Annotated in this window: 26 protein-coding genes, 1 tRNA gene and 2 pseudogenes; 20 read left to right on the top strand and 9 right to left on the bottom strand. The window is 62.1% G+C overall.

All coding sequences use genetic code 11. From position 1 onward, the window contains the following. Positions 1–5: 5 nt before the first annotated feature. Complete coding sequence (locus tag AB7245_RS10835; RefSeq protein WP_028154361.1) at positions 6–263, bottom strand: hypothetical protein; 258 nt, start codon at positions 261–263, stop codon at positions 6–8. Between the two features lie 278 nt (positions 264–541). Here AB7245_RS10835 and AB7245_RS10830 point away from each other — a divergent pair, with 278 nt between their 5' ends. Further along, positions 542–706 carry a hypothetical protein gene (locus AB7245_RS10830; RefSeq protein ID WP_196238392.1) on the top strand — a complete coding sequence of 55 codons (165 nt, stop codon included), beginning with the start codon at positions 542–544 and terminating at the stop codon, positions 704–706. Between the two features lie 474 nt (positions 707–1180). Here AB7245_RS10830 and AB7245_RS10825 read toward each other — a convergent pair whose 3' ends face one another. Both AB7245_RS10825 and AB7245_RS10820 read right to left on the bottom strand, forming a co-directional pair. Further along, positions 1181–1420: a hypothetical protein gene (locus tag AB7245_RS10825; RefSeq protein WP_085402476.1), complete on the bottom strand. Its 240-nt coding sequence runs from the start codon at positions 1418–1420 to the stop codon at positions 1181–1183. 164 nt (positions 1421–1584) lie between these two features. Further along, a pseudogene (locus tag AB7245_RS10820) lies at positions 1585–1890 on the bottom strand (nuclear transport factor 2 family protein); the annotation flags it as partial. 432 nt (positions 1891–2322) lie between these two features. On the opposite strand from AB7245_RS10820, the gene AB7245_RS10815 reads away from it, so the two are divergent. From AB7245_RS10815 to AB7245_RS10780, 8 genes are all read left to right on the top strand, one after another. Beyond that, positions 2323–2445, top strand: coding sequence for a hypothetical protein (locus AB7245_RS10815; protein WP_283808579.1), 123 nt, complete (start codon positions 2323–2325; stop codon positions 2443–2445). 256 nt (positions 2446–2701) lie between these two features. Then, a complete protein-coding gene (locus AB7245_RS10810) occupies positions 2702–2986 on the top strand; it encodes an HdeA/HdeB family chaperone (protein WP_224580654.1) in 285 nt (94 codons plus the stop codon). Positions 2987–3011: 25 nt separating this feature from the next. Continuing rightward, complete coding sequence (locus AB7245_RS10805; protein WP_085402474.1) at positions 3012–3305, top strand: HdeA/HdeB family chaperone; 294 nt, start codon at positions 3012–3014, stop codon at positions 3303–3305. A 536-nt stretch (positions 3306–3841) separates the two neighbouring features. Continuing rightward, positions 3842–4048, top strand: coding sequence for a hypothetical protein (locus AB7245_RS10800; protein ID WP_085402491.1), 207 nt, complete (start codon positions 3842–3844; stop codon positions 4046–4048). Continuing rightward, positions 4045–4236, top strand: coding sequence for a hypothetical protein (locus AB7245_RS10795; RefSeq protein WP_085402473.1), 192 nt, complete (start codon positions 4045–4047; stop codon positions 4234–4236). The genes AB7245_RS10800 and AB7245_RS10795 overlap by 4 nt, the downstream gene beginning before the upstream one ends. Before the next feature lie 52 nt (positions 4237–4288). Further along, the gene (locus tag AB7245_RS10790; protein WP_144030797.1) at positions 4289–4621 is read left to right on the top strand and encodes a hypothetical protein; all 333 of its coding nucleotides are present in this window, start codon (positions 4289–4291) and stop codon (positions 4619–4621) included. A 272-nt stretch (positions 4622–4893) separates the two neighbouring features. Beyond that, positions 4894–5157 carry a hypothetical protein gene (locus AB7245_RS10785; protein WP_439034226.1) on the top strand — a complete coding sequence of 88 codons (264 nt, stop codon included), beginning with the start codon at positions 4894–4896 and terminating at the stop codon, positions 5155–5157. After that, the gene (locus AB7245_RS10780) at positions 5123–5536 is read left to right on the top strand and encodes a hypothetical protein (protein WP_349642909.1); all 414 of its coding nucleotides are present in this window, start codon (positions 5123–5125) and stop codon (positions 5534–5536) included. The genes AB7245_RS10785 and AB7245_RS10780 overlap by 35 nt, the downstream gene beginning before the upstream one ends. A 1125-nt stretch (positions 5537–6661) precedes the next feature. On the opposite strand, the pseudogene AB7245_RS10775 reads toward AB7245_RS10780, so the two are convergent. Both AB7245_RS10775 and AB7245_RS10770 read right to left on the bottom strand, forming a co-directional pair. After that, a pseudogene (locus AB7245_RS10775) lies at positions 6662–6866 on the bottom strand (SOS response-associated peptidase); the annotation flags it as partial. Positions 6867–7841: 975 nt separating this feature from the next. Continuing rightward, the gene (locus AB7245_RS10770) at positions 7842–8003 is read right to left on the bottom strand and encodes a hypothetical protein (RefSeq protein ID WP_161495712.1); all 162 of its coding nucleotides are present in this window, start codon (positions 8001–8003) and stop codon (positions 7842–7844) included. Between the two features lie 984 nt (positions 8004–8987). On the opposite strand from AB7245_RS10770, the gene AB7245_RS10765 reads away from it, so the two are divergent. Together AB7245_RS10765 and AB7245_RS10760 are read left to right on the top strand one after the other, a co-directional pair. Further along, positions 8988–9422, top strand: a complete 435-nt coding sequence (locus tag AB7245_RS10765) for a YybH family protein (RefSeq protein ID WP_085398213.1) — start codon at positions 8988–8990, stop codon at positions 9420–9422. A gap of 464 nt (positions 9423–9886) precedes the next feature. Further along, the gene (locus AB7245_RS10760) at positions 9887–10066 is read left to right on the top strand and encodes a hypothetical protein (RefSeq protein WP_409363863.1); all 180 of its coding nucleotides are present in this window, start codon (positions 9887–9889) and stop codon (positions 10064–10066) included. 300 nt (positions 10067–10366) lie between these two features. On the opposite strand, the gene AB7245_RS10755 is transcribed toward AB7245_RS10760, so the two are convergent. Continuing rightward, entirely contained in the window at positions 10367–10582 is a 216-nt protein-coding gene (locus AB7245_RS10755) for a hypothetical protein (protein WP_038945415.1), read from the bottom strand. Between the two features lie 122 nt (positions 10583–10704). Here AB7245_RS10755 and AB7245_RS10750 point away from each other — a divergent pair, with 122 nt between their 5' ends. Next, positions 10705–11031: a hypothetical protein gene (locus tag AB7245_RS10750; protein ID WP_028154397.1), complete on the top strand. Its 327-nt coding sequence runs from the start codon at positions 10705–10707 to the stop codon at positions 11029–11031. 185 nt (positions 11032–11216) lie between these two features. Here the strand turns inward: AB7245_RS10750 and AB7245_RS10745 are convergent. Then, positions 11217–11293 (bottom strand) — tRNA-Pro (locus AB7245_RS10745). Between the two features lie 68 nt (positions 11294–11361). On the opposite strand from AB7245_RS10745, the gene AB7245_RS10740 reads away from it, so the two are divergent. From AB7245_RS10740 to AB7245_RS10725, 4 genes are all read left to right on the top strand, one after another. Then, a complete protein-coding gene (locus AB7245_RS10740; RefSeq protein ID WP_161495726.1) occupies positions 11362–12351 on the top strand; it encodes an L-threonylcarbamoyladenylate synthase in 990 nt (329 codons plus the stop codon). Between the two features lie 78 nt (positions 12352–12429). Then, positions 12430–13857, top strand: coding sequence for an FAD-binding oxidoreductase (locus tag AB7245_RS10735; protein ID WP_085398459.1), 1428 nt, complete (start codon positions 12430–12432; stop codon positions 13855–13857). Then, on the top strand, positions 13854–14294 hold the full coding sequence (locus AB7245_RS10730; RefSeq protein ID WP_085398460.1) for a GNAT family acetyltransferase: 441 nt from the start codon (positions 13854–13856) through the stop codon (positions 14292–14294). Before AB7245_RS10735 ends, AB7245_RS10730 begins: the two co-directional genes overlap by 4 nt. A gap of 13 nt (positions 14295–14307) precedes the next feature. Further along, positions 14308–14889 (top strand): NUDIX domain-containing protein, encoded by a 582-nt coding sequence (locus AB7245_RS10725; protein WP_085398461.1) that lies wholly within the window; start codon positions 14308–14310, stop codon positions 14887–14889. Between the two features lie 257 nt (positions 14890–15146). Here the strand turns inward: AB7245_RS10725 and AB7245_RS10720 are convergent, their stop codons facing one another. Further along, positions 15147–16106: an IS5 family transposase gene (locus tag AB7245_RS10720; RefSeq protein ID WP_085398127.1), complete on the bottom strand. Its 960-nt coding sequence runs from the start codon at positions 16104–16106 to the stop codon at positions 15147–15149. Positions 16107–16299: 193 nt separating this feature from the next. Between AB7245_RS10720 and AB7245_RS10715 the strand changes: the two genes are divergently transcribed. After that, positions 16300–17229: a glycine reductase gene (locus AB7245_RS10715; RefSeq protein ID WP_085402582.1), complete on the top strand. Its 930-nt coding sequence runs from the start codon at positions 16300–16302 to the stop codon at positions 17227–17229. A 36-nt stretch (positions 17230–17265) separates the two neighbouring features. Then, positions 17266–18459: a CaiB/BaiF CoA transferase family protein gene (locus AB7245_RS10710; RefSeq protein WP_085402581.1), complete on the top strand. Its 1194-nt coding sequence runs from the start codon at positions 17266–17268 to the stop codon at positions 18457–18459. Positions 18460–18567: 108 nt separating this feature from the next. On the opposite strand, the gene AB7245_RS10705 is transcribed toward AB7245_RS10710, so the two are convergent. Beyond that, on the bottom strand, positions 18568–19338 hold the full coding sequence (locus tag AB7245_RS10705; RefSeq protein WP_135215924.1) for an SOS response-associated peptidase: 771 nt from the start codon (positions 19336–19338) through the stop codon (positions 18568–18570). A gap of 63 nt (positions 19339–19401) precedes the next feature. On the opposite strand from AB7245_RS10705, the gene AB7245_RS10700 reads away from it, so the two are divergent. Then, complete coding sequence (locus AB7245_RS10700; RefSeq protein ID WP_028152167.1) at positions 19402–19902, top strand: hypothetical protein; 501 nt, start codon at positions 19402–19404, stop codon at positions 19900–19902. 30 nt (positions 19903–19932) lie between these two features. Further along, positions 19933–20367 (top strand): NUDIX hydrolase, encoded by a 435-nt coding sequence (locus AB7245_RS10695; protein WP_085402579.1) that lies wholly within the window; start codon positions 19933–19935, stop codon positions 20365–20367. Positions 20368–20403: the final 36 nt, after the last annotated feature.

The following is a 20403-nucleotide window of genomic DNA, read 5'->3' as shown; positions in this document are numbered from 1 at the left end:
CCGCGTCATTTTCGTCTGCGCCGTATCCGTTTGCTGCTGAGCCGTTTGGCGTTTGCCGCCACCTTTCTTCGATACTGCTCGACAATCTTGTTTCCAGATGCGCCAGCCATCAGGCTTGTACCAGCCTTCGCCGCCGCCAGGACCTTTTCACTCACCATGCGCTGGGCTTCTCGTTGAGCCGCCTTGCCGCCGCGCATCAGCTTCGCGATCCGAAGTCCGATCACGCGATTGCTTTCTAGCCCTAGCATCATCCAGTTCCACATGGTGCGATATTCCCAGTCGTTCGAACGGCGTACCATCAGGGATGCCATCAACGGCCACGTTGTGCGCGATGTTCAATCAAACCTGCGTGGCTGGTCAAGACGGGCGCAATCTGCTCGCTCATTCCCTCCTGAGCCCGCCTCGGCAACACACGTCACCAACGGACTAGCAAGAGTTCCTTCACCTTCATTCACGGATACATCCGAATGGGCGATAGCCGAAGATCACTTGATGCTGAAGAGTGAGACCGCTGCTGCTGGGGGCCAAACGGGGATGTCCGATGGGTGCGGCAGGCTCGCGCTTTGCGCACATGAAGAGAAGTCTCCGCGTTCGGGCGGTCGTTGTCGGCGTTCTGGAGGAGTTGCCGTTTATCTGCCCGGTGGCGGTCGCGATCGGCTCGCTGATCATGATCGGCATCACGCTCTATATGGATTGGTCTCAGTGAGCGGGAAGTGACGAGCGATCTTACCATGGCGGCTTCTGCAACTGACCGATCTCGAATCGCGTCGGTATTCAAATGCAGGTCAGCATTGGTGGCTTGAGCCTCAGTCCGGAAGCTGGGGATATGTCCTCTTGGGTTCTACAAGAACGAGCGAGTAGCTCATTCGAGAGACGACCAGAACACTCACGCCACGGCCATCCCGCCTTCGCTTTTGTGACGCTTTAGCCACGCTTACCGGTGAGGACCTTATCTTGAAACGTAGGAGAGTACGTCATGCCGCCGACCTATCAGTCGCGAAATCATGTTGGCGAACTGAACGAGAGAAAGAATTGCGAGGAATTCCAAAATCATTTCGAAAAGCCTCCGGGTTCGAAATTTCGCTGTTGTAAAACACGCCCCAGCCCGGAGACCGCAAATCTAGAACTGTTAGTTGCGGCGTAAACGCAAAATGGAACAGTTCAACGAAGAAACAATAAATCAGTTGCCTTTCGGCAACAGCATGAGGAGATTGCAGCGTTCTCGAAAACACGCTGTCATTGCCGCGACGTGCGCAGCATCGGCTTCACTGCGCGACGATTGCCGCCGCTCCCGCCGCAGGTATCGCAGGTAAGCCACGCGGCTCTGATCTAGCGGGAAGCCGTCACCTTGCCGCTGGATTACGCCTTCGGCCTCGAGCTTGCCGATGTAGGCCCGGCTGCAATCGAGGTGCAGCGTCATTGGCCCGACGCGCTGACGGTCGCAGCCCTTTGGCGATGAGGGCCATCAACGGTGACGTCTCGGACATCAGCGCCATTCCTGTTGCGTCGCGCCGCTTTTGAAGGATCGTCGATCTTAGCGTCGCCATCATTGTGCCGTCTATCGCTTGAGGAAATGACGGCGTCTCAAGACCAGAATTGGTCCTCCCGCTGCTCATCGCCTTGATACTCGCGGAAGTCGGTCGCCTTTCCGTTCTTCATCTGCCAGACGTGGATCTCCGGAAACGACGCGGACAGCCCGTTTCGTTCTGCGTTCACGGTAACCAAGGCGACAACGAGATCGTCTTCAGCCAGCACATTGTGCACATCCATGCTGAATGCACCTCCCGAAAGCTCCATCGTGCGTTGAAAGAAGCCTCCGACCTGATCGTGACCGGTATAGTCGCCTGATAGGGGACTATGACCGGGAACGTGCCATGTGATGCCGGCGTCGAAAACCGCGAAAACCGAGGGATGTTTCCTACCGCAAAATCTTCGTAGGCCTTGCGGATAATCACCGAATTCAAATCGCCCATTGTTGTCTCCCCTAAAAGGGTTAGCACTCCTACGGGACTAATCGTGGTCACGGTGACGTACAAAGCCCAAATATAGCAACCAATCGGTCGCCTCGAAATGTCTCCTCTTGGGCCCAGGTCATTTTCATACGGAGCGAAAGTTCGTCGCTGTCAGGCCAAGGCGGACGTTCGCCTTCGCCTGCAACTGCAACAACGGATTTTCTCGCAGCAAATATCCACCTCCCGGCGTCGCGCGGTCCCCGCGTTTTCTACACGCCTCACAGGACCCGGACGACCTCGCGCAGCTCCGTTCAATCCGAACGTGGCAGGCGCAATGAGCGGCGACGGCGGAGCTGCGATGAGGCACACAATGGGCTGTAAGCTTGGCGCGCGCGCCGAGATCTTCGCAAGGCGCTCGGGCGCGGCCTCGATCACTTCCGCAGCGAAAGGCGCGAAGCTGATCCCGCCGCCGACAGAGCGGGACGCCTACTAGGCCGAAGCCTATCGGCTGTGGGCGATCAAGCAGCAGGGCAAGTGACCGCGACCTAGTACAACGAGATGTCCGGTGTTGGATGGAAACCGGAAGTAGTCAGCGCAGGGTCAAAACGACGCGAATGACCCCAAGCGGACTTCTGTTGATTTAGATCAACATGAGCGGCGCGAGACTTCGTTTTCTTGCGTCCTTGTGGCGGCAGCCCTCTCCAGATCCCTGTAGATCAGCATCAAGGACAACCTCGATGAGATGTAGATTGATCAGTCTGACGTTTGCTGTCTCGATAATTCCAATCGTTGCGAATGCGCAGGTAACCATTGATATGGGCAAGATCATATGTAGCCAATATCTTGCTATGCCGCAGTCACAGTCAGATAAGTTTTCTGCCTGGATGAGCGGTTGGTTCAGTTATCAGAACAACAGGACCTTTGTGGACCTTGCTTTGCATCAACAAAATATCGCCAACGTAAAGGCATGGTGCCAATACCATCCGGCGGAAAGCGTTATGTATGGCTTGCAACAATCGGTAGGCAAAAATTGACGGCTCGGGACTTTGGAGGATCGCTATGAAATGCAGGGCTCTTGTCGTTTCTGTGATTTTGATAGGCGCGGCATCAGCGCCAGCCGCGGCTCAGATCAAGCTGGACATGAACAAGATCACTTGCGGAAATTGGCTAGGATACGGTTCAGCAGACCGAGATTTCGTAAGGTATTTCATGAGCGGCTACTATAACGCGGCTGCAAATAATAATGTTTTGGACTACGACCGCCTGCAAAAGAATTCCGAAAAAGTTGTCGCCTATTGCAAAAAGCACAAATCCGACACTCTGCCAACCGCCATTCAAAAAAGCGCCAGCTAGGTTGGGGGCCCCGACGGCGGCGTCGCGGCCGGAGCCTTGGCCGGCCACATTGCCACTCCTCGACCGAGAGTTGAACGGGCCACTGGAACTGCGCAACCGCCTCATTGTTGCGCGCATAACCGCGCGTCGCTTCAGTACGTCTCCTTTTGTTGGCTCTTTTCGGACCTGACAGACTTGGCTGATAACGTCCGCTCACGCGGCTGAAGCGGGCATCAAGCCTTCGCAGTTTGCGGTCTGCTTATGGCCAATCGGCGCACACGGAATTTGTGTACCAATTCGCATAAAATAAAGCCGGGAATGCGCGATTGCAAATACGCTTGCGCGGCACGGTCGCGCGGTACCCGCAGGAACTCGCGCCCTCCACAGGACCCTGACGACCGATTGGTCATGGCCCCGGTCCTCTTTGACTGAGCGGGCCCGGAACAGACTTGCTCGAAGAGTGTTGGTCCTGCATCACCGCCCTTTCATTGGCTCTTATCGGTGATGTGAACGCCGGTTGCGCTCCCGCCTTCCTCTTGAATGGAAAGGAGCGCGCCATGAAACGGCGTCGTTTCAAGCAACAATTGTCGCTGCAAGATCGTCTTGCGTCATTCGCCAAGACGGCGCGCGAACTTGCGGCGCTTCTTCCCCCCGGGGCAGAAAAAGACGAGCTGCTCCGCAAAGCGTCCGGGGCCGATACGGCGGACTGGCTGAACGAAAGCTTAGGGTCAGCCGCCCAGCGGCCGCTCAAAGCAACTAGATGAGGGATTATCAAGCGGCTCTTGAAAAGCTTCGGAAAGATGCCGCTGAGGCCGCGCTAATCCGCGATCTTGCCACTGTCCCGGCCAAGCGGGAAATGTTCGATAGGTTGGCCCTGCATCTGACCAGCCTTGCAGATCAGGTTGAGCTTGCGATGATCGAAGCTTCCAACAAGACGGCGAAGCGGGCGTAACGCCCTCAGTGCCTTGGTTCACACGGCAGCGGCTCGCACCGGCAGCGCCACCGTGTCACCATCGCCAGCCGCCGCGCAACGCAAGCGCAGTTCTGTTCTTGGGACAAAAGCGCAAAATCTGCAACTTGATCGAAGTCGCGCGCTCGACCGCGCCAGCATCACGGCGCGGACAGGCGACCGACAGCGGACGGCAACCAACGGAGCATGGATGATGATGGATAAAATCCAACGCGCCATTTTAGAAAATCAAGTCATCCTTGCCGAAGCCCTGTGGATGCTCCTGCATTCGCAAGGTATCAGTTCGGACGCAACGCTTCAGAACGTCTCCGCCCGCATCAAGGCTACCCGGAAGCTGCTCGAAGAACACAGCGAGGAGAACCCTTAGCGCGGCGTCGCCTCATCACCCGTCGAGCGCGGCAGCACGTCACCGCAACGGCGACAGGCGGCCTACGGCACCGCCAAGGCCCGGCAGAAGGCCGTACAGCGCGCCGCCAGCGCCGGGCCATAGGACGGACACCGGGAGGGGCAACAGCGCACAGACCCTCCGTTGATCTAGGTCAACGTCAGCGATCCTTTAGCGCTCATGCCATGTTCAGCCGCACCTGAGGCGGCTCCCGTCACCTTTCAGTGACGCAAGCGCGAAGAGGGAGGTCCAACATGCATCCGGAGAAGCGTCTTTCGATCAAGTCAGCGACTGTTGCCGGGATTGCTGCTAGCGCCCTGTTGGGGCTTGCAGGTGTCTCGCTCAATCCAGCGCCAGCCAAGGCGGTCGTGTACTGCCAGTACGTTGAATATCCAGTGGGTTGCGTTGCCCGGGCAGGCGTCGTGCTGAGGCCTCGTCCGGTGGCGCGCGCTGCGGTCCGTCATAACGCCGGTGGCAATGCAAATGGCGGCGTCAATCGCGTTGGGGCGGGGCGGTAAAGACTTGTTTCGCGGTCACGAGCGAGAAAGAAGCCGTCACCGCTTCGTCCCGGTGGCGGCTTTTTTATCGCCCCCGGCGCGGGCGCAGGCGACCGATAGCCGGCGGCGGCATCACGGCATGAAACACACTTGGTACGTCACTTTTGAAGTGCCGCCGGATGGCACGCTGTTAAGACGGCGACATCCGCGCTTAACCAAGACGTTTGAAACCGAAGCAGAAGCGAAGGATTTTGCGCGAACCAAATTCAACGAGGGATTGGTCGTCACCGCGGGGACCATGATCCCCCACCTGCCGAGAACGTCAATCCCGTCGCCGAAAATTCCAGCGTGGCTTGAAGCTGACCAAGTAAATGAGAGCAGCGGGCCGACCAAAAAGTAATCTTTGACGACGTTGGCACGCTGCCGGGTGCAACTGCGCCTATTTGATCTAGATCAAGCGCCGGCTCTCGACCTCAGGTGCGATGCTCTGGGGCAACAGCAACCGGGAGCCTGACGATGAGTGAACGTTCGGAGCCGAAACAGGTCTGTCGTCGCAACGCACTCACTTTCCTTGGACACGCGGCCGTGTTTGGGCTTATGGCCTCGCCCGCAATTTTGGCGGTGTCAGAGGCGGAAGCTCAGACCACCACGGCGCCCGCCACGCCCACGACGCCGCCCGCGGACGCGCCGATGTCTGGGACAGAGCGCCGTCAGGAGCGGCGAAGCGGGCGAACAGAAAGGCGCCAGGAACGCCGGACCGGACGCACAGAACGGCGTCAAGACCGGCGCACAGGACGCGACGAGCGACGGGACGCGCGCGACGGCACCCCGACCACCACAACCACCACCGAGCAGAAAAAGTAGTCCGTTCATTCGGGCCAACCACGGCAACCGGGCCGCCTCAGCGCAGGCCCGGGAAGGCCGTACAGCGCGCGCGGATCGCAGGGCCACCGCATGGGGCGCGCCGCGATCCTCAGGCCGTTCGAGCGGCTTAAGCTTCCCGAACTCCAACTCGCGCCCAACGGCAGGATGTGAAACTAGGGCCTAATAGGGCCCGGCAGGTTCGGGCGGGCCTTTCGTTAGTGCGACTAAAACCGAAATATGCCTTTAGTTTCAGGTACTTTCACCGCTTTCAACCGGCCGAAAACAGCGCTTGCGGAAAGGACCACACGGTTTTGCCGTACGCACGGCCCGCCATTTTGCCGCAGTTTTTCCAGCCCTGTCGACGGAGCCGGAAACTTACAGACGAGACGAACCTGACAGCGCCGCTCATCCGGCACGAAGCTTTGGGCTCACGGAGAGCAATCCGCCCTGCCCGCACTTTTCGCGCCCAACGCTGCCGCGTCCACCGCAACCCGGCTCGCGACAGTGACGACACAAGATCGCCCCTCTTGGTGAGCCGGGATGGGCAGCACATACGCCAATTCCGAATTTCGGTAAAGTGGAATATTCTTGCAAGCGCAGCTTGACACCGGCGCAGATCGGAATGACCCGGTGTTTTGCCCGACGGCCGGGGTCAGCGGGGCGTGACTGGCAGCACGCCTGTGCGAAGTGGCGGCGGCATGCCCCACCGCATCAACACCATCCTGCGTCTGTGTTGCGGACGACCGGCGCAGGATAGTCGGGAAACACGCCGGGCATCGGTGCGAGGTTGCCGACGTATCGGTTGGCGACGCGAAACAGTGCGGCGACGCAGCTTGGTTCGTCGCGATGCTGTAGAGGTTGCACATGCGGTTCGCGGGCTAACGCTTTTTAAAGTCCGTTAGCTTGCGCAGGTAGTAGCCTTGTCGCTGAACGGCGAGCTTAATGTTCTCACTGACGCTCGCTACTTTTTTCTTCTTATGCCATCTGCCTGACGCGTCGGGAAGCGGAATTGGCAAACCATTTCGCACAACCAACAGATCTCGCCTGGTGTTAAGATACACATCGAACATTCTAAGGCCCCCAGCCGATTGTCAGAGTATCGCGGGGAGCAGAAATAGCAAACAACTCCGCCCGGCCTACGATGGACAAGCACGCCGCTACAGATTGCGGTGGATGGCGTGCCGGCACGCCGGCACAACGGAGGCGACGTAGGACCTGTGTCGCGACTTGAGCGGCGGTCATCATGTGTCGTCATCCAGTGGCGGCTCACCTCACTTGTCGGCCATCTCCTGTTAGACCTTGGCAATCTCTGTGCGCACCTCGAACACACACGCTCGATGGCGCGCCGGGTCGCAAGATCGCTACGTCGCGCACCATGCAGGATAGATGCCATCAAAACGGTGCCAGCAATGCCGCTTTTGCCACACTTACCGGTGAGGACCTGATCTTGAAACGTAGGAGAGTACGTCATTCCGCTGACCGATCAGTCGCGAAATTATGTTGGCGAACTGAACGAGAGAAAAAATTGCGAGGAATTCCAAAATCATTTCGAAAAGCCTCCGGGTTCGAAAATTCGCTGTCGTAAAACACGCCCCAGCCCGGAGACCGCAAATCTAAAACTGTTTGTTGCGGCGTAAACGCAAAATGGAACAGTTCAACGAAGAAACAATAAATCAGTTGCCTTTCGGCAACAGCATGAGGAGATTGCAGCGTTCTCGAAAACACGCTGTCATTGCCGCGCCGTGCGCAGCATCGGCTTCACTGCGCGACGATTGCCGCCGCTCGCGCCGCAGGTATCGCAGATAAGCGACGCGGCTCTGATCGAGCGGGAAGCCGTCACCTTACCGCTGGATTACGCCTTCGGCTTCGAGCTTGCCGATGTAGGTCCGGCTGCAATCGAGGTGCTGCGCCAGCGCCGACGCGCTGACGGTCTCGGCGCTTCTGGATCGCGGTCGAGGAACAGGCTTGGCGACGGGCGCGACGGTTTCGGTCATCAGCGTCATTCCTGCTGCATCGCGGCGGGATAGCTCACTTTCGCTTCCGGCGGCAGAGCGGACCATATCCAGATTCGCTGCTGGTCGACCTTGGGCGCGATTGCGCCTAACCGGACCTTGCCATGCGGTCTTGAACTCATTCGTTGACGAGGGCGTGTATTGCCCCGTGACCCAAATCCCTTATGTTTATTCGTAGCAGTGATCGGAGCCGGCCCATGTTTCCGTTAATTGTTGCTGCAATCCTTTATCTCAGCCTCATCTCTGCGTGCGGGCACTATACTGCGAACTATGCCGAACAGAGGGGACGCTCTAGGGCCGCCTGGTTCATCTGGGGCGGATTGTTTTATCCACTCCCCTACATTGCGTTGGCACTCTTACCGCCAGTCCGCCGGGAGACGCCGGTCTAAGTCCGCCTCGCTTGGCGGCTTTTCTTGAGTGTCGCCTTTGGGCCCATCGCGTCATTTCGCTGCAAAGCGCTCGCTGCTCGCTATCGGCGCATAGCGAACGTTCCGGCGTCCCCTGCAACTGCAACCACGCATTTTCTCGCACCAGATATTCTCAATAGGTGCGGTGGCGCGGTCCCCGCGTTTCTTTTTGCCCTCTGAAGAACCCTGACGACCGATTGCGGAGGGACCGCCCATCCTTCGACGGTCGCCGCCAGCCATTGCGGACATCACGTCATCACCACGACACGGTGCGAGCCATCGACGATGCCGCGTTCGGGGCCGACATTCGCTGGCTTTCTGACCCAAAACAACCGTAGGCATGATTCCGAGAACCGTGTAACCTCCCCGCACCGTCACGCTCTTTGCTTGCCGGAAGCTGCTGCCCACAAAACGGAGAAACGCCGAACTCTCCGCTTCTCTTCAAATTGCAGCCTTGGTGCCATTGGCAGGCGCGATCTTCAGAACCAGCCATTCACAGATCACCAGCGTGCGCGTCGCATAGGCGCGCCCGACTGGCGGACACGATCAGATCAAAGAGGGCAAAGTCATGAGCAAAAGCTTATCGCTGCTGCTGGTGCTGTTGTTCGTCACTATCGGCCATGCGCGGGCGGACCCGCTCACTGAGGACATGACGAAACTCAATGCGCAATGGGATGCAGCGATCAACGATCCAAATTTCGATGCCTTGCTGCCAATGTATGCCACCGATGCCAGTCTAATCCCGCCCGGCGCACCGCCCGTTTCGGGTGCGACTGCGATACGCGACTTCTTTGCCAAAAGGGGAACGAGCGTCAGAAATCACAAGCTTGAACTTGTTGAGGTTTTGCCAATGGGGAACTACACATACGTGACCTCCCGCTTCAAAGCTTCCTTGGTCAAAGGCGAGGAAACGACCAAGCTGTCCGGAAGCACCGTTAAGCTTTACGAACACCAGTCCAACGGCGAATGGAAGGTTAAGTCCCACATTTTCGTTCGGGAATAGCCAGCCAAACATTACGAGCCGAATGAGCCGGGATGGGCTACACATACGCCATTTCCGAATTTCGGTAAAGTGGAATATTTGGCGCGATTGGGTTGACAGCAAAGCGAAACACCCGGGCATGCCACCGTCATTCCGGAGCGCGGCGAAGCGGCGAGCTATGATGCGCAATTGCGCATCTGAGATCCCATGTCGCCGCGCAACTGCGGCCCGATGGATTCCGGGCTCGATGCTGCGCATCGCCCCGGAATGACGAAGGGGAGAGTGTCACCCCTTCGGCCGCCCGGCAGGCCTTCGCCCTCAGCCGGCGCGCTGGCACTCTCCTTGCTGCTCGTCCGCCAATCCCTCAGACCCGCAGTGGGTCTGTTTCATAGTGAGGCGATCCTATGCAATCGACGTCCCGTTTCGAAGCGACCATCCCAACACAGCTCCACGTCCTGATCTCCGATCTGCGTTGGCGCACGCAGATGCTCGACGCCGACATTCTGGAGGAAGAGCGGAGGGCCGGGATCTCCGATCCAAACAATCTCGCCTACCCGATGCTCGCGCAGAACCTGAGAGCCCGGCGCGACAATCTCCAGGTGAGCATCGCGATCCTGGAAAGCCGCATTGAAAAGCGATCAACCGGGTGGCCGAGCGCCGCCTGACGCGGATCGTGCCGGGCCCGACTAGGCAACGCGACGGCATCTACAGAAGGGCGCGGGCGATGGGCGATAGCTCTGTCCGCGCCGGTCAACGCGCGGGAACCCGCGTTGCCCTTTTGCAACGGTTCCCCACCGTCTGAAGCCGGACAAAAGAAACTCCCATTCCAGCCACGAACCCCGCTCACAACGCCGTGAGACTAGCAGGGGAACTACGATGCGTGCACAGCGCGTTTGGAAAGTGAATGGGGCCGCCAGCATCGGGCAGCTCCAATCGAGACTGGATGACCTGAACAAACGTCTCGGTCAGCTCGAAAGCCAACATCCGGCGAGCTGGAGGCTCGAAGAACTGAGATCCAGCGCGCTCAGCCTGTCGCGCGAGATCGACGACATCCGCTGCGCCGAGGCGACGGCGGCCTTGAGCGAGCTCTTGCGGAAGTAGAGCGTCGGGCGATTCGAGCGACGCGCGAGGAACCAACCTTCCTCGCCGCTATTGCCATGCAGAGCATGGAGCAAGATCATGACCAGGCACCTGACGCGAGCCCATCTCGCGCGCGGGGTGGCCGGCGCGGTATCCACGCTGGTCCTGTGCGCGACGGCGGCATTCACCATCGCGCACCACTTCGCGCTGTGAGGGATTTTGCATGACATCCGATCCCGAGGAATCGGTGAGGCTGCAAGGTTTTGGTGAGATGACGTTGCGCACTGCTGTCGCGACGCTGATGGCGCTCGCGCCGCGCGAGCGATCCGACGCCGCCATCTTCCGCGTCCGCGACGGCGTGCGTTTGGCCTCGAGCGAGATCGCCGAACTTGCCTCGGACTGGGGCATGACACCGATGGCTGAAGTCAGGTCTCCAAGCCTCGTCCCGGACCAGCACTGGCCGGACATCGTCCGCGGCATGGTGCGCGAGGCGCCACTGCCGGCACTGATGGTGGCGTTCTTGGTGGGCGTGCTGGTGGCGCGGCGGTAGGCTACTGACCTACTGTCCAGCATTGGACCATCGGCCGGCGAATGTAGAGCCATGCCGCCGCGGCAGATGCCCCTGCCCGGCCAAATCGGCCGTGGACCCGCTCCGAAAATCGTTGCAAAAAGGCGCTCCCGAGGCGCTGGCGGCCGGTCCGCCAAGCCTCTGGAAAACGTCGACTTTTGGAAGAATGGTCGGAGTGGCAGGATTCGAACCTGCGACCCCTGCGTCCCGAACGCAGTGCTCTACCGGGCTGAGCCACACTCCGACAAGAAGGCGGCTTATAGCGTCGGGTTTGACGCACCGCAAGCGGCCGGCATGAGGAATTTTGTCCCTGTGAAAACGGGTCTTGAAACGCTGATTTTACCGGCCGGCGCGGCCGGCGCGGAAGCTGCCGCCCGGATTTTGGCCGCCGGCGGGCTGGTCGCGTTTCCGACCGAGACGGTCTACGGGCTCGGGGCGGACGCCGCCAATGCCACCGCGATCACCCATCTTTACGCCGCCAAGGGGCGGCCGGCCTTCAACCCGCTGATCGCCCATGTCGCCGATCTCGCCGCCGCGCGCCGGATCGGGCGTTTCGACGCGCGTGCGTTGAGGCTTGCGGAAGCGTTCTGGCCGGGGCCCCTGACGCTGGTGGTGCCGAAGACGGATGACTGTCCGGTGGCTGAGTTGGCCACCGCCGGGCTCGACACGGTCGCGATCCGCATTCCTGCCCATCCGGTGGCGGAGGCGATCCTGCGCGCCTTCGGCGGGGCCGTGGTGGCGCCGTCCGCCAACATCTCCGGCCATGTCTCGCCGACGCTGGCAGCCCATGTCGAAAGCGACCTTGCCGGGCGGATCGACCTGATCGTGGACGGCGGGCCTGTTACGGTCGGCGTCGAATCGACCATTGTCGGCTGTTTCGACGTCCCGATGCTGCTCCGCCCCGGCGGGCTGTCGCGCGAGCGGATCGAGGCCGTGCTCGGCGCGCCGCTGGCGCGGCCACCCGTAGAGGCCGAGAGCGACGACAGCCAGCCGCTGGCGCCGGGCATGCTGGCCTCGCATTACGCGCCGCGCGCCAGCGTGCGGCTCAATGCGCGCGATGTGGCAGCTGGCGAAGCGCTGCTGGCGTTCGGCCCCGATCGCCTGCCGGGCCTGGAGGCCGCCGCCGCCGTCATGAATTTGTCGCCCGCGGCTGATCTCGATGAAGCCGCCACCAATCTGTTCGGCTATCTTCGCGCCCTCGATGCGAAGAGCCCGCGAGCGATCGCGGTGATGGCGGTGCCGGAAGAAGGACTTGGCGAGGCCATCAACGACCGGCTGCGCCGGGCCGCGGTCGCCCGATAGCGCATGATCCGGAAAAGTATGCAGCGGTTTTCCGATAAGATCATGCGCAAGAGATAAGAGCGAACAAGAGACAAGAGCATGAACGTCAATAAATCTGCCACCCCGCCGCTTGCGCCAGAGCTGATCGAACAATTCCGCAAGATCGTCGGCGACCGACATGCCATCACCGACGCGGCCGACATCGAGGCCTACGTTACCGAGGAGCGCAACCTGTTTCACGGCCGCTCGCCGCTGGTCCTGCGCCCGGGCTCGACGGCGGAGGTCTCGGCGATCTGCAAGCTCGCCTCCGCGCACGGAATCGCGCTGGTGCCGCAGGGCGGCAACACTGGGCTCGTCGGCGGCCAGACGCCGCACAACGGCGAAGTGGTGGTGTCGCTGCGCCGGCTCGACAAGATCCGCGAGGTCGACACTGCCTCCAACACCATGACCTGCGAGGCCGGCGTCGTGCTCCAGGTCGCGCAGCAGAAGGCGGCCGACGTGGACCGGCTGTTTCCGCTCTCGCTCGGCGCCGAAGGAAGCTGCACCATCGGCGGCAATCTCTCGACCAATGCCGGCGGCACCGCCGCGCTCGCCTATGGTGTTGCGCGCGAGATGGCGCTGGGGCTCGAGGTGGTGCTCGCCGACGGTCGCGTGCTCAACGTGTTGTCGAAGCTGAAGAAGGACAACACCGGCTACAATCTGCACAACCTCTTCATCGGCGCGGAAGGCACGCTCGGCATCATCACCGCGACCACGCTCAAGCTGTTTCCGAAGCCGCGGGCGATCGAGACCGCCTTCGTCGGGTTGAAATCGCCGGCGGCGGCGCTGAAGCTGCTGACCATCGCGCAAGGCGAAGCCGCGAACGCGCTGACGAGCTTCGAGCTGCTGTCGGAGATGGCGGTCGACTTCTCGGTCCGCCACGGCATCGACGTGCGCGACCCGCTCGAAGCAAAACATCCCTGGTACGTGCTGATGGAATTGTCCTCGCCCGGCGACGATGCCCGCACGCCGCTGGAGACGATCCTGACCCGCGCCATGGAAGACGAGATCGTCGACGACGCCGTGATCGCGGCCAACCTCACCCAGCGCAACGGCTTCTGGAAGCTGCGCGAGGAGATGTCGTCGGCGCAGAAGCCGGAGGGCGGCTCGATCAAGCATGACATCTCCGTTCCGGTCGCCGCCGTGCCCGCCTTCATCGACGAAGCCAATGCCGCCGTCGTGAAACTGATCCCCGGCGCACGGCCGGTGCCGTTCGGCCATCTCGGCGACGGCAATCTGCACTACAATGTCAGCGAGCCCATCGGCGCCAACACCGCGGATTACCTGGCGCGCTGGCACGAGATGAACGCGGTCGTGTTCGAGATCGTGCTGCGCATGGGCGGCTCGATCTCGGCCGAGCACGGCATCGGCGTGCTCAAGCGCGACGAGTTGCCCGAGGTGAAGGACAAGACCGCGATCGAGCTGATGCGGTCGATCAAGGCGATGCTCGACCCGCTCGGCATCATGAATCCGGGGAAGGTGCTGTGAGCGTCTCACTTACGATCGATGCGATCACCGACGCCGATGTCGAGCCCCTCGTCGCGCTGTGGCAGCGCTGCGGCCTGACGCGCCCTTGGAACGATCCGCATGCCGACATCGCGCTGGCGCGGCGGCGCGACAATTCCACCGTGCTGATCGGCCGCGATGGCGGCGCGATCGTCGCCACCGCCATGGTCGGCCATGACGGCCATCGCGGCTGGGTCTATTACGTCGCGGTCGATCCCGATGGGCGCAAACGCGGTTATGGCCGCGTCATCATGGTCGCGGCCGAGGACTGGCTGCGGCAGGCCGGCATTTTGAAGCTGCAACTGCTGGTCCGCCGCGAGAACGCGCAAGCCAATGCGTTCTACCAGTCGCTGGGTTTCGAGGAATCGACCTCGGTGATGTTCCAGAAGTGGCTCGACGGCCGCGCTTCCACAACGTAGCTGGAAAACAGCAATGACCATTTCCGACCGCGTCCGCATCAAGGACGTCCGCGTGCTCTCGGACGGCTGGACCACGCTGAAGACCACGACGTTCGAGTACCAGCGCGCCAATGGCGAGTGGCAGACGCAGCACCGGGAAACCTATGAGCGCGACAACGCCGCCGCCGTGCTGCCGTATAACCGCGCACGGCGTACGGTGATCCTGGTGCGCCAGTTCCGCCTGCCGGCCTTTATCCGCGGCTACGACGATCTCCTGATCGAAGCGGCCGCCGGCGTGCTGGACGATGCCTCCCCCGAGGTGCGCATCCGCGCCGAGGCCGAGGAGGAGACCGGCTATCGCCTGCACCACGTCCACAAGGTGTTCGAGGCCTTCATGAGCCCCGGCGCCATCACCGAGAAGCTGCATTTCTTCGTCGCCGAATACGAGCCGGAGATGCGGGTCAGCGACGGCGGCGGCCTCGAGCACGAGGGCGAGGACATCGAGGTGCTGGAGCTCTCGATCGACGAGGCCTTGGCGATGATCGCGGATGGACGCATCATCGACGCCAAGGCGATCATGCTGCTGCAATACGCGGCGCTGCATATTTTCAGGTGAGTTACGCTTTCTTCCTTCTCCCCCTGTGGGAGAAGGTGGCGCGAAGCGCCGGATGAGGGGTATGCGTCCGCAAATTCAGAAAAAGCGGGCTCGCGGAAAGATACCCCTCACCCGTCTCGCCGCTCCGCGGCGAGCCACCCTCTCCCACAAGGGGCCTGTTGCGTTATCGGCTCTTGAGGCTGAAGACGTCAGGAGCGAGTGCCCTGGTCCCGGCAATTGCCTGGCAAGATCTGTAGTTGTCGCCCTGAGCGGGCAGCTCACGCGGCGATCGTGGCCCACCGCCTCATGTTGAAGGCGATCGAGGCGAGCAGGACTTGCCCGGTCGCCTTGATCAGACCGACGTAGCGGATGCAGGTCAGCCGCATGCGGCGTTTGAGAGTAGCGAAGGTGGTCTCGACCTGGGCTCGTCGACGCGCGATGAGGAGGTTGTAGCGTTTGAGCCTGGGCGGCAGTTCCGGGTGATGTCTGTTGGGCCGACGAGCGATGCGGGGCTTCTTGCCTTCCGCCTTCAGCCGGGCCCGTCGGGCATGGGTGTCGTAAGCCGCATCGGCCCAGACCACGGCTTCATCGCCGCGGATCAAAGCGTCCGCCGGTGTCGTATCGTTGACGTTAGCGGGTGTGGTCAACACCGCGCGGATCAAGCCGGATCCTTCGTCGACACCGACATGGGCCTTGTAGCCGAAGGTCGAGCCGCTTTTGCCCTGCCGTTTGGCAAACCGGGCATCAGGATCGTTTGAGGGGCGATCCTCCTTGGGCGGAGCCGAGACTGCCTGGATCAAGGTCGCATCCAGCATCGTGCCGCGCTTGAGGATCACGCCGGCATTCTCAAGCTGACGATCCAGTTCGCCAAACAGCTTCTCCAGCAGGCCTTGTTCAACGAGCTGGTTCCGGAAGCGGTTCAGGACCGTGTGGTCGGGCGTCGCATCCTCAAGGCTCAAACCGACGAAGCGCTTGAACGACAACCGGTCGCCCAGCGCTTCCTCGAGTTCGCGCTCCGAAAGACCATACAGCGACTGCAACAGCACAGCACGAAACAGCACCAGCACCGGATAGCCTGGTCGACCGGGCCCCCCTTCATCCCGCAAATGGCCGATCAGCTTCTCGAACCGGTACCACTTGACCAGGCCAGCCAGCCGATCCAGCGCCGCATTGGCGCCGGCTCCCTTCGGCATCAGCGCTTCCACAAAGCTCGGCTGTCCCGTCCGCTTGACCGCCATCGCTACCCTCCAAGGCTTTGCCCTAGGGAATCACAATTGACGAATTACGCAACAGGCCCACAAGGGGAGAGGGGAAGACAGCGCAATCGGCTCCACTAAGCCTGCAATTCTGCCCTGCGCCGCCCCGCCCCGGTTGAGCTACCCCAAAACTATCTCTAGTCTGGTCCCAACCAAGAACCAGGAGACGCGCCCCATGTCCGCTTCGCGCGACGACGAATTCGGCTTTGCGCCCGACTATGACTCCCCCGTCCCCTATATGCAGCGCACGCGCGAATATTACACCGCGATCGGCTACACCACGCCATATCGCTGGGCGCATTACACCGAGGCGCCGTTCCAGCCGCTGAAAAAACCGCTGGCGCAATCGCGCGTGACGATCATCACCACGGCCGCGCCTTACGATCCCACCAAGGGCGACCAGGGCCCGGGCGCGGCGTATAATGGCGGGGCGAAATTCTACCAGGTCTATGACGGCGACACCTCGAAGCAGCACGATCTGCGCATCTCGCACATCGGCTACGACCGCAAGCACACCACGGCGACCGACAACGGCACCTGGTTTCCGTTGCCGCAGCTCTTGAAGGCATCTGCCGCAGGCCGCATCGGCGAGGTGAGCCAGCGTTTCTTCGGCGCGCCGACCAACCGGAGCCATCGCGTCACGCTCGACACCGACGCGCCGGAAATCCTGGCGCGCTGCCTCGCTGACAAGGTCGATGTCGCCGTGCTGGTGCCGAACTGCCCGGTCTGCCATCAGACCACCGCACTGGTGGCGCGGCATCTCGAGGCCAACGGCATTCCGACCGTGGTGATGGGCTGCGCCAAGGACATCATCGAGCATGCCGCCGTGCCGCGCTTCTTGTTCTCGGACTTCCCGCTCGGCAATTCGGCGGGCAAGCCGCACGACGTCGCCTCGCAGGCGCAAACACTCGAGCTCGCGCTGACGCTGCTGGAAAGCGCGAGCGGGCCGCAGACCACGATGCAGTCGCCGCTGCGCTGGAGCGAGGACGCGTCCTGGAAGCTCGACTACAACAATGTCGCGCAGCTCTCGCCCGAAGAGCTGGCGCGCCGCCGCGCCGAATTCGACAAGCAGAAGGAGATCGCGCGCGGCAACCGCGCCGCCTGACGTCCTCCGACAACAACAAACAATGGGGAGAGCGACGTGACGCGACCGTTCGAGGGCGTGAAGATTCTCGACTTCACGCAAGTGCTGGCCGGCCCCTATGCGAGCTACCAGCTCGCGCTGCTGGGGGCAGATGTCATCAAGGTCGAGCGGCGCGAGGGCGAGGACATGCGCCGCACGCCGCTCAGCCGCGAATGGGCCGAGCGCGGACTGGCGCCGGCGTTCCAGGCCATCAACGGCAACAAGCGCAGCCTGACGCTCGATTTGCAAAAGCCCGATGCGATCGCGATCGTGAAGAAGCTCGTGATGCAAGTCGACGTCGTCATGGAGAACTTTCGCCCGGGCGTGATGGACAAGCTCGGGATCGGCTATGAGGCGCTGTCGGCGATCAATCCAAAACTGATCTATTGCGCCGTGTCCGGCTTCGGCCAGACCGGCCCGGACCGCCTGCGGCCCGGCTATGACGGCAAGATGCAGGCGCTGTCGGGCATCATGGCGATCACGGGCCATCCCGAGACGGGGCCGACGCGCGCGGGCTTTGCGGTGTGCGACGTGCTCTCGGGCGCCACGGCCGCATTCGGCGTGTCGAGCGCGCTGTATCAGCGCGACCGCACCGGCAAGGGACAGCTCATTGACGTCTCGATGCTGGAGGCAACGATGGCGTTTCTCTCGGGGCAGATCGCGGACTGGTCGGTCGCCGGCCATCGCCAGCAGCTGTCGGGTAACCAGGCGGTGAGCCGTCGGACCACGGCAAATCTGTTCAAATGCGGCGACGGCCACATCCTGCTCGCCGTCAACAACGAGAAGCAGTACCGCGCGCTGATGTCCGCGCTCGGCCGCGAGGACACGCTGTCGGACCCGCGCTTCACCGACTGGTTCGCGCGCAACGAGAACGAGAGCGCATTGCGCGCCATCATCGAGGAGGCGCTGGCGGCCAGGCCTGCGCGCGAGTGGGAGACAATCCTGGAAGATGCCGGCGCGCCCTGCGCCAGCATCTGGAAGGTCGAGGAGGTCATCGATCATCCGCAAATCCAGGCCCGCGGCGCGATCCAGGAGCTGGATACGCCCTACGGCCGCCTGCGCTTTGCCGGCAGCGGCTTCAAGCTCGCCCATGGCGGCGGCCGGCTGGACCGGATGGCGCCGGAATTGGGTGCGGATACGGATGCTGTGCTGGGCGAGCTGGGATTTGATGCAGCGGAGATCGCGGCGCTCAGGGCAAAAGAGATCGTGTAGATCGCGTAGGGTGGGCAAAGGCGCAACGCGCCGTGCCCACCGTCTATCCACTTGCTTGAAACACGATGGTGGGCACGCTTCGCTTTGCCCACCCTACGGCACCGCCGCCTAGAACAACGACCCCTGCCCGTCATCTGACGAGCTAGCAGCAACCTTCCGCGCGACCTTCTTCGGCTTCGCAGCCTCTGCCTCTGCCTCGGCCTCCATCTCCTCCGCGCTGATCGGCAACACGAGCTGATCGTCGTCATTGGCGACGCGGTTGACGCGGGTGGAGACCGGGTGCCAGGCGAATTCACCGATGCGCGGGGTGGACATCAGCGGCAACACCGCATCGACATCGTCGCCGCGGCTGTCGAGCCAGCGCTCGAAATCGCGCGGGCTGATGGTGACGGGCACGCGGTCATGCAGCGCGGCGAGATCCTCGCCCGCCGCCGCCGTGACGATCGCGACGGTGTCGAGCTCCTCACCGTTCGGCCCGACCCAGGTCTCGAATACCGCAGCGAAGCCGAGCGGCTCGCCATCGGCGCGGTGGATGAAGAAGGGTTGCTTGCGGCCGCCCTCCGTCTTCCATTCATAATAGCCGTCGGCGGGAATCAGGCCGCGGCGCCTCCGAATCGCGTTCTTGAAGGCGGGCTTTTCCAGCACCGTCTCGGAGCGCGCGTTGATCAGGAGCGTAAATCCCTTGGGATCCTTGACCCAGCTGGGCAACAATCCCCAGCGCATCAAGCGGAAATGGCGCGCGCCGTTCTCGAGCAGCACGACTGGAATCGGTTGTGTCGGCGCGACGTTGTACCGTGACGGGAAATTCGGCTGCTCGATGTAGCCGAACAGTTGCCGTAAAGCCGCGGGGGCCGAAGTTATGACGAAGCGTCCACACATCCTTGGCGATCTATATAGGGTCCGTTCAGGTCGTTTTAACCCCGAACGCTAACACTGCGGCAGATGAGCTCAAAGGCCTCCCAACCCGCGCGGACGCATGTACAGACGGGCCCCGAGGCCGCCGCCTGGGCCGAGCGGCTGCGCGTGGCCAACATCAACCCGCGAACCGGGCTTGCCACCGACTATCTCAACCATTTCAATGAAGCCGTGATGCTGCTGGAAATGGTCCCGGACATGCCGGAATGCGCCGAAGATTTTTTGACCTGGTCGCCGCTGTCCTATGCCGAGCATTTCACCGCGTCGAATTTCAAGGCACGGGATCTGGCCATCGAAGCCTATGAGAAGGCCGATCCGAACGTGCGCGCCCAGTTCGACCACATCACTGATACCATGACCTCGATCCTGACAGCGGTCGGCTCGGCCATGCGCGAGGTCGAGAAGGATACGACCCGCGTCCGCCTCGCCGAGCAGGCCACGCTCTGGGTCAAGCCGCTGATCGCGGCCTGCGGCGGCATCATCAATGGCGGCGCGGAAGCCGACGTCGACACCATCATGGCGAATTGAGCCAAGGGCTGTTGAAGGGTCGTTGAAGATATGCCTGCGGTCATCCAGCCCACCCACCCCCAGATCGCGGTCAGCGCCGCCATCTTCCGCGACGGCAAGGTGCTTCTGACCCGCCGCGCCCGCTCGCCCGCCAAGGGGTTCTATTCGCTGCCCGGCGGCCGGGTCGAGTTCGGCGAATCGCTGCACCAGGCGCTGGCGCGCGAGGTCGACGAGGAGACCGGGCTCGCCATCGAAATCATCGGCCTCGCCGGCTGGCGCGAGGTGCTGCCGACCGCCCCCGGCGCCGGCCATTACCTGATCATGTCCTTTGCCGCCCGCTGGGTGGCCAAGGAGCCGGCTCTCAACGACGAGCTCGACGATTACCGCTGGATCGCCCCCGGCGCCCTGGCGAGCCTCGGCGACCTCAAGCTGACCGGGGGGCTGGAGGAGGTCATCCTGTCGGCCGCCCGGCTGATCGGGCCCTGACTGCCCCGTCTTGCGTCCTCCGCCCCGAGGGGGCAT

Origin of the sequence: Bradyrhizobium sp. 604_D8_N2_3, assembly GCF_051810765.1 — a bacterium.
Lineage (GTDB): Bacteria > Pseudomonadota > Alphaproteobacteria > Rhizobiales > Xanthobacteraceae > Bradyrhizobium > Bradyrhizobium barranii.
The sequence above is the reverse complement of the archived record's forward strand: the minus strand, read 5'-3'. Positions and strand labels throughout refer to the sequence as shown.

What these genes read in the sequence shown, in the direction of transcription:
- AB7245_RS10835 (WP_028154361.1), bottom strand. Translation starts at nt 263, where the DNA reads ATGTGGAACTGGATGATGCTAGGGCTAGAAAGCAATCGCGTGATCGGA.
- AB7245_RS10830 (WP_196238392.1), top strand. Translation starts at nt 542, where the DNA reads ATGGGTGCGGCAGGCTCGCGCTTTGCGCACATGAAGAGAAGTCTCCGC.
- AB7245_RS10825 (WP_085402476.1), bottom strand. Translation starts at nt 1,420, where the DNA reads ATGACGCTGCACCTCGATTGCAGCCGGGCCTACATCGGCAAGCTCGAG.
- AB7245_RS10815 (WP_283808579.1), top strand. Translation starts at nt 2,323, where the DNA reads ATGGGCTGTAAGCTTGGCGCGCGCGCCGAGATCTTCGCAAGGCGCTCG.
- AB7245_RS10805 (WP_085402474.1), top strand. Translation starts at nt 3,012, where the DNA reads ATGAAATGCAGGGCTCTTGTCGTTTCTGTGATTTTGATAGGCGCGGCA.
- AB7245_RS10800 (WP_085402491.1), top strand. Translation starts at nt 3,842, where the DNA reads ATGAAACGGCGTCGTTTCAAGCAACAATTGTCGCTGCAAGATCGTCTT.
- AB7245_RS10795 (WP_085402473.1), top strand. Translation starts at nt 4,045, where the DNA reads ATGAGGGATTATCAAGCGGCTCTTGAAAAGCTTCGGAAAGATGCCGCT.
- AB7245_RS10785 (WP_439034226.1), top strand. Translation starts at nt 4,894, where the DNA reads ATGCATCCGGAGAAGCGTCTTTCGATCAAGTCAGCGACTGTTGCCGGG.
- AB7245_RS10780 (WP_349642909.1), top strand. Translation starts at nt 5,123, where the DNA reads ATGGCGGCGTCAATCGCGTTGGGGCGGGGCGGTAAAGACTTGTTTCGC.
- AB7245_RS10770 (WP_161495712.1), bottom strand. Translation starts at nt 8,003, where the DNA reads ATGACGCTGATGACCGAAACCGTCGCGCCCGTCGCCAAGCCTGTTCCT.
- AB7245_RS10765 (WP_085398213.1), top strand. Translation starts at nt 8,988, where the DNA reads ATGAGCAAAAGCTTATCGCTGCTGCTGGTGCTGTTGTTCGTCACTATC.
- AB7245_RS10760 (WP_409363863.1), top strand. Translation starts at nt 9,887, where the DNA reads ATGCTCGACGCCGACATTCTGGAGGAAGAGCGGAGGGCCGGGATCTCC.
- AB7245_RS10755 (WP_038945415.1), bottom strand. Translation starts at nt 10,582, where the DNA reads ATGATCTTGCTCCATGCTCTGCATGGCAATAGCGGCGAGGAAGGTTGG.
- AB7245_RS10750 (WP_028154397.1), top strand. Translation starts at nt 10,705, where the DNA reads ATGACATCCGATCCCGAGGAATCGGTGAGGCTGCAAGGTTTTGGTGAG.
- AB7245_RS10735 (WP_085398459.1), top strand. Translation starts at nt 12,430, where the DNA reads ATGAACGTCAATAAATCTGCCACCCCGCCGCTTGCGCCAGAGCTGATC.
- AB7245_RS10725 (WP_085398461.1), top strand. Translation starts at nt 14,308, where the DNA reads ATGACCATTTCCGACCGCGTCCGCATCAAGGACGTCCGCGTGCTCTCG.
- AB7245_RS10720 (WP_085398127.1), bottom strand. Translation starts at nt 16,106, where the DNA reads ATGGCGGTCAAGCGGACGGGACAGCCGAGCTTTGTGGAAGCGCTGATG.
- AB7245_RS10715 (WP_085402582.1), top strand. Translation starts at nt 16,300, where the DNA reads ATGTCCGCTTCGCGCGACGACGAATTCGGCTTTGCGCCCGACTATGAC.
- AB7245_RS10705 (WP_135215924.1), bottom strand. Translation starts at nt 19,338, where the DNA reads ATGTGTGGACGCTTCGTCATAACTTCGGCCCCCGCGGCTTTACGGCAA.
- AB7245_RS10700 (WP_028152167.1), top strand. Translation starts at nt 19,402, where the DNA reads ATGAGCTCAAAGGCCTCCCAACCCGCGCGGACGCATGTACAGACGGGC.
- AB7245_RS10695 (WP_085402579.1), top strand. Translation starts at nt 19,933, where the DNA reads ATGCCTGCGGTCATCCAGCCCACCCACCCCCAGATCGCGGTCAGCGCC.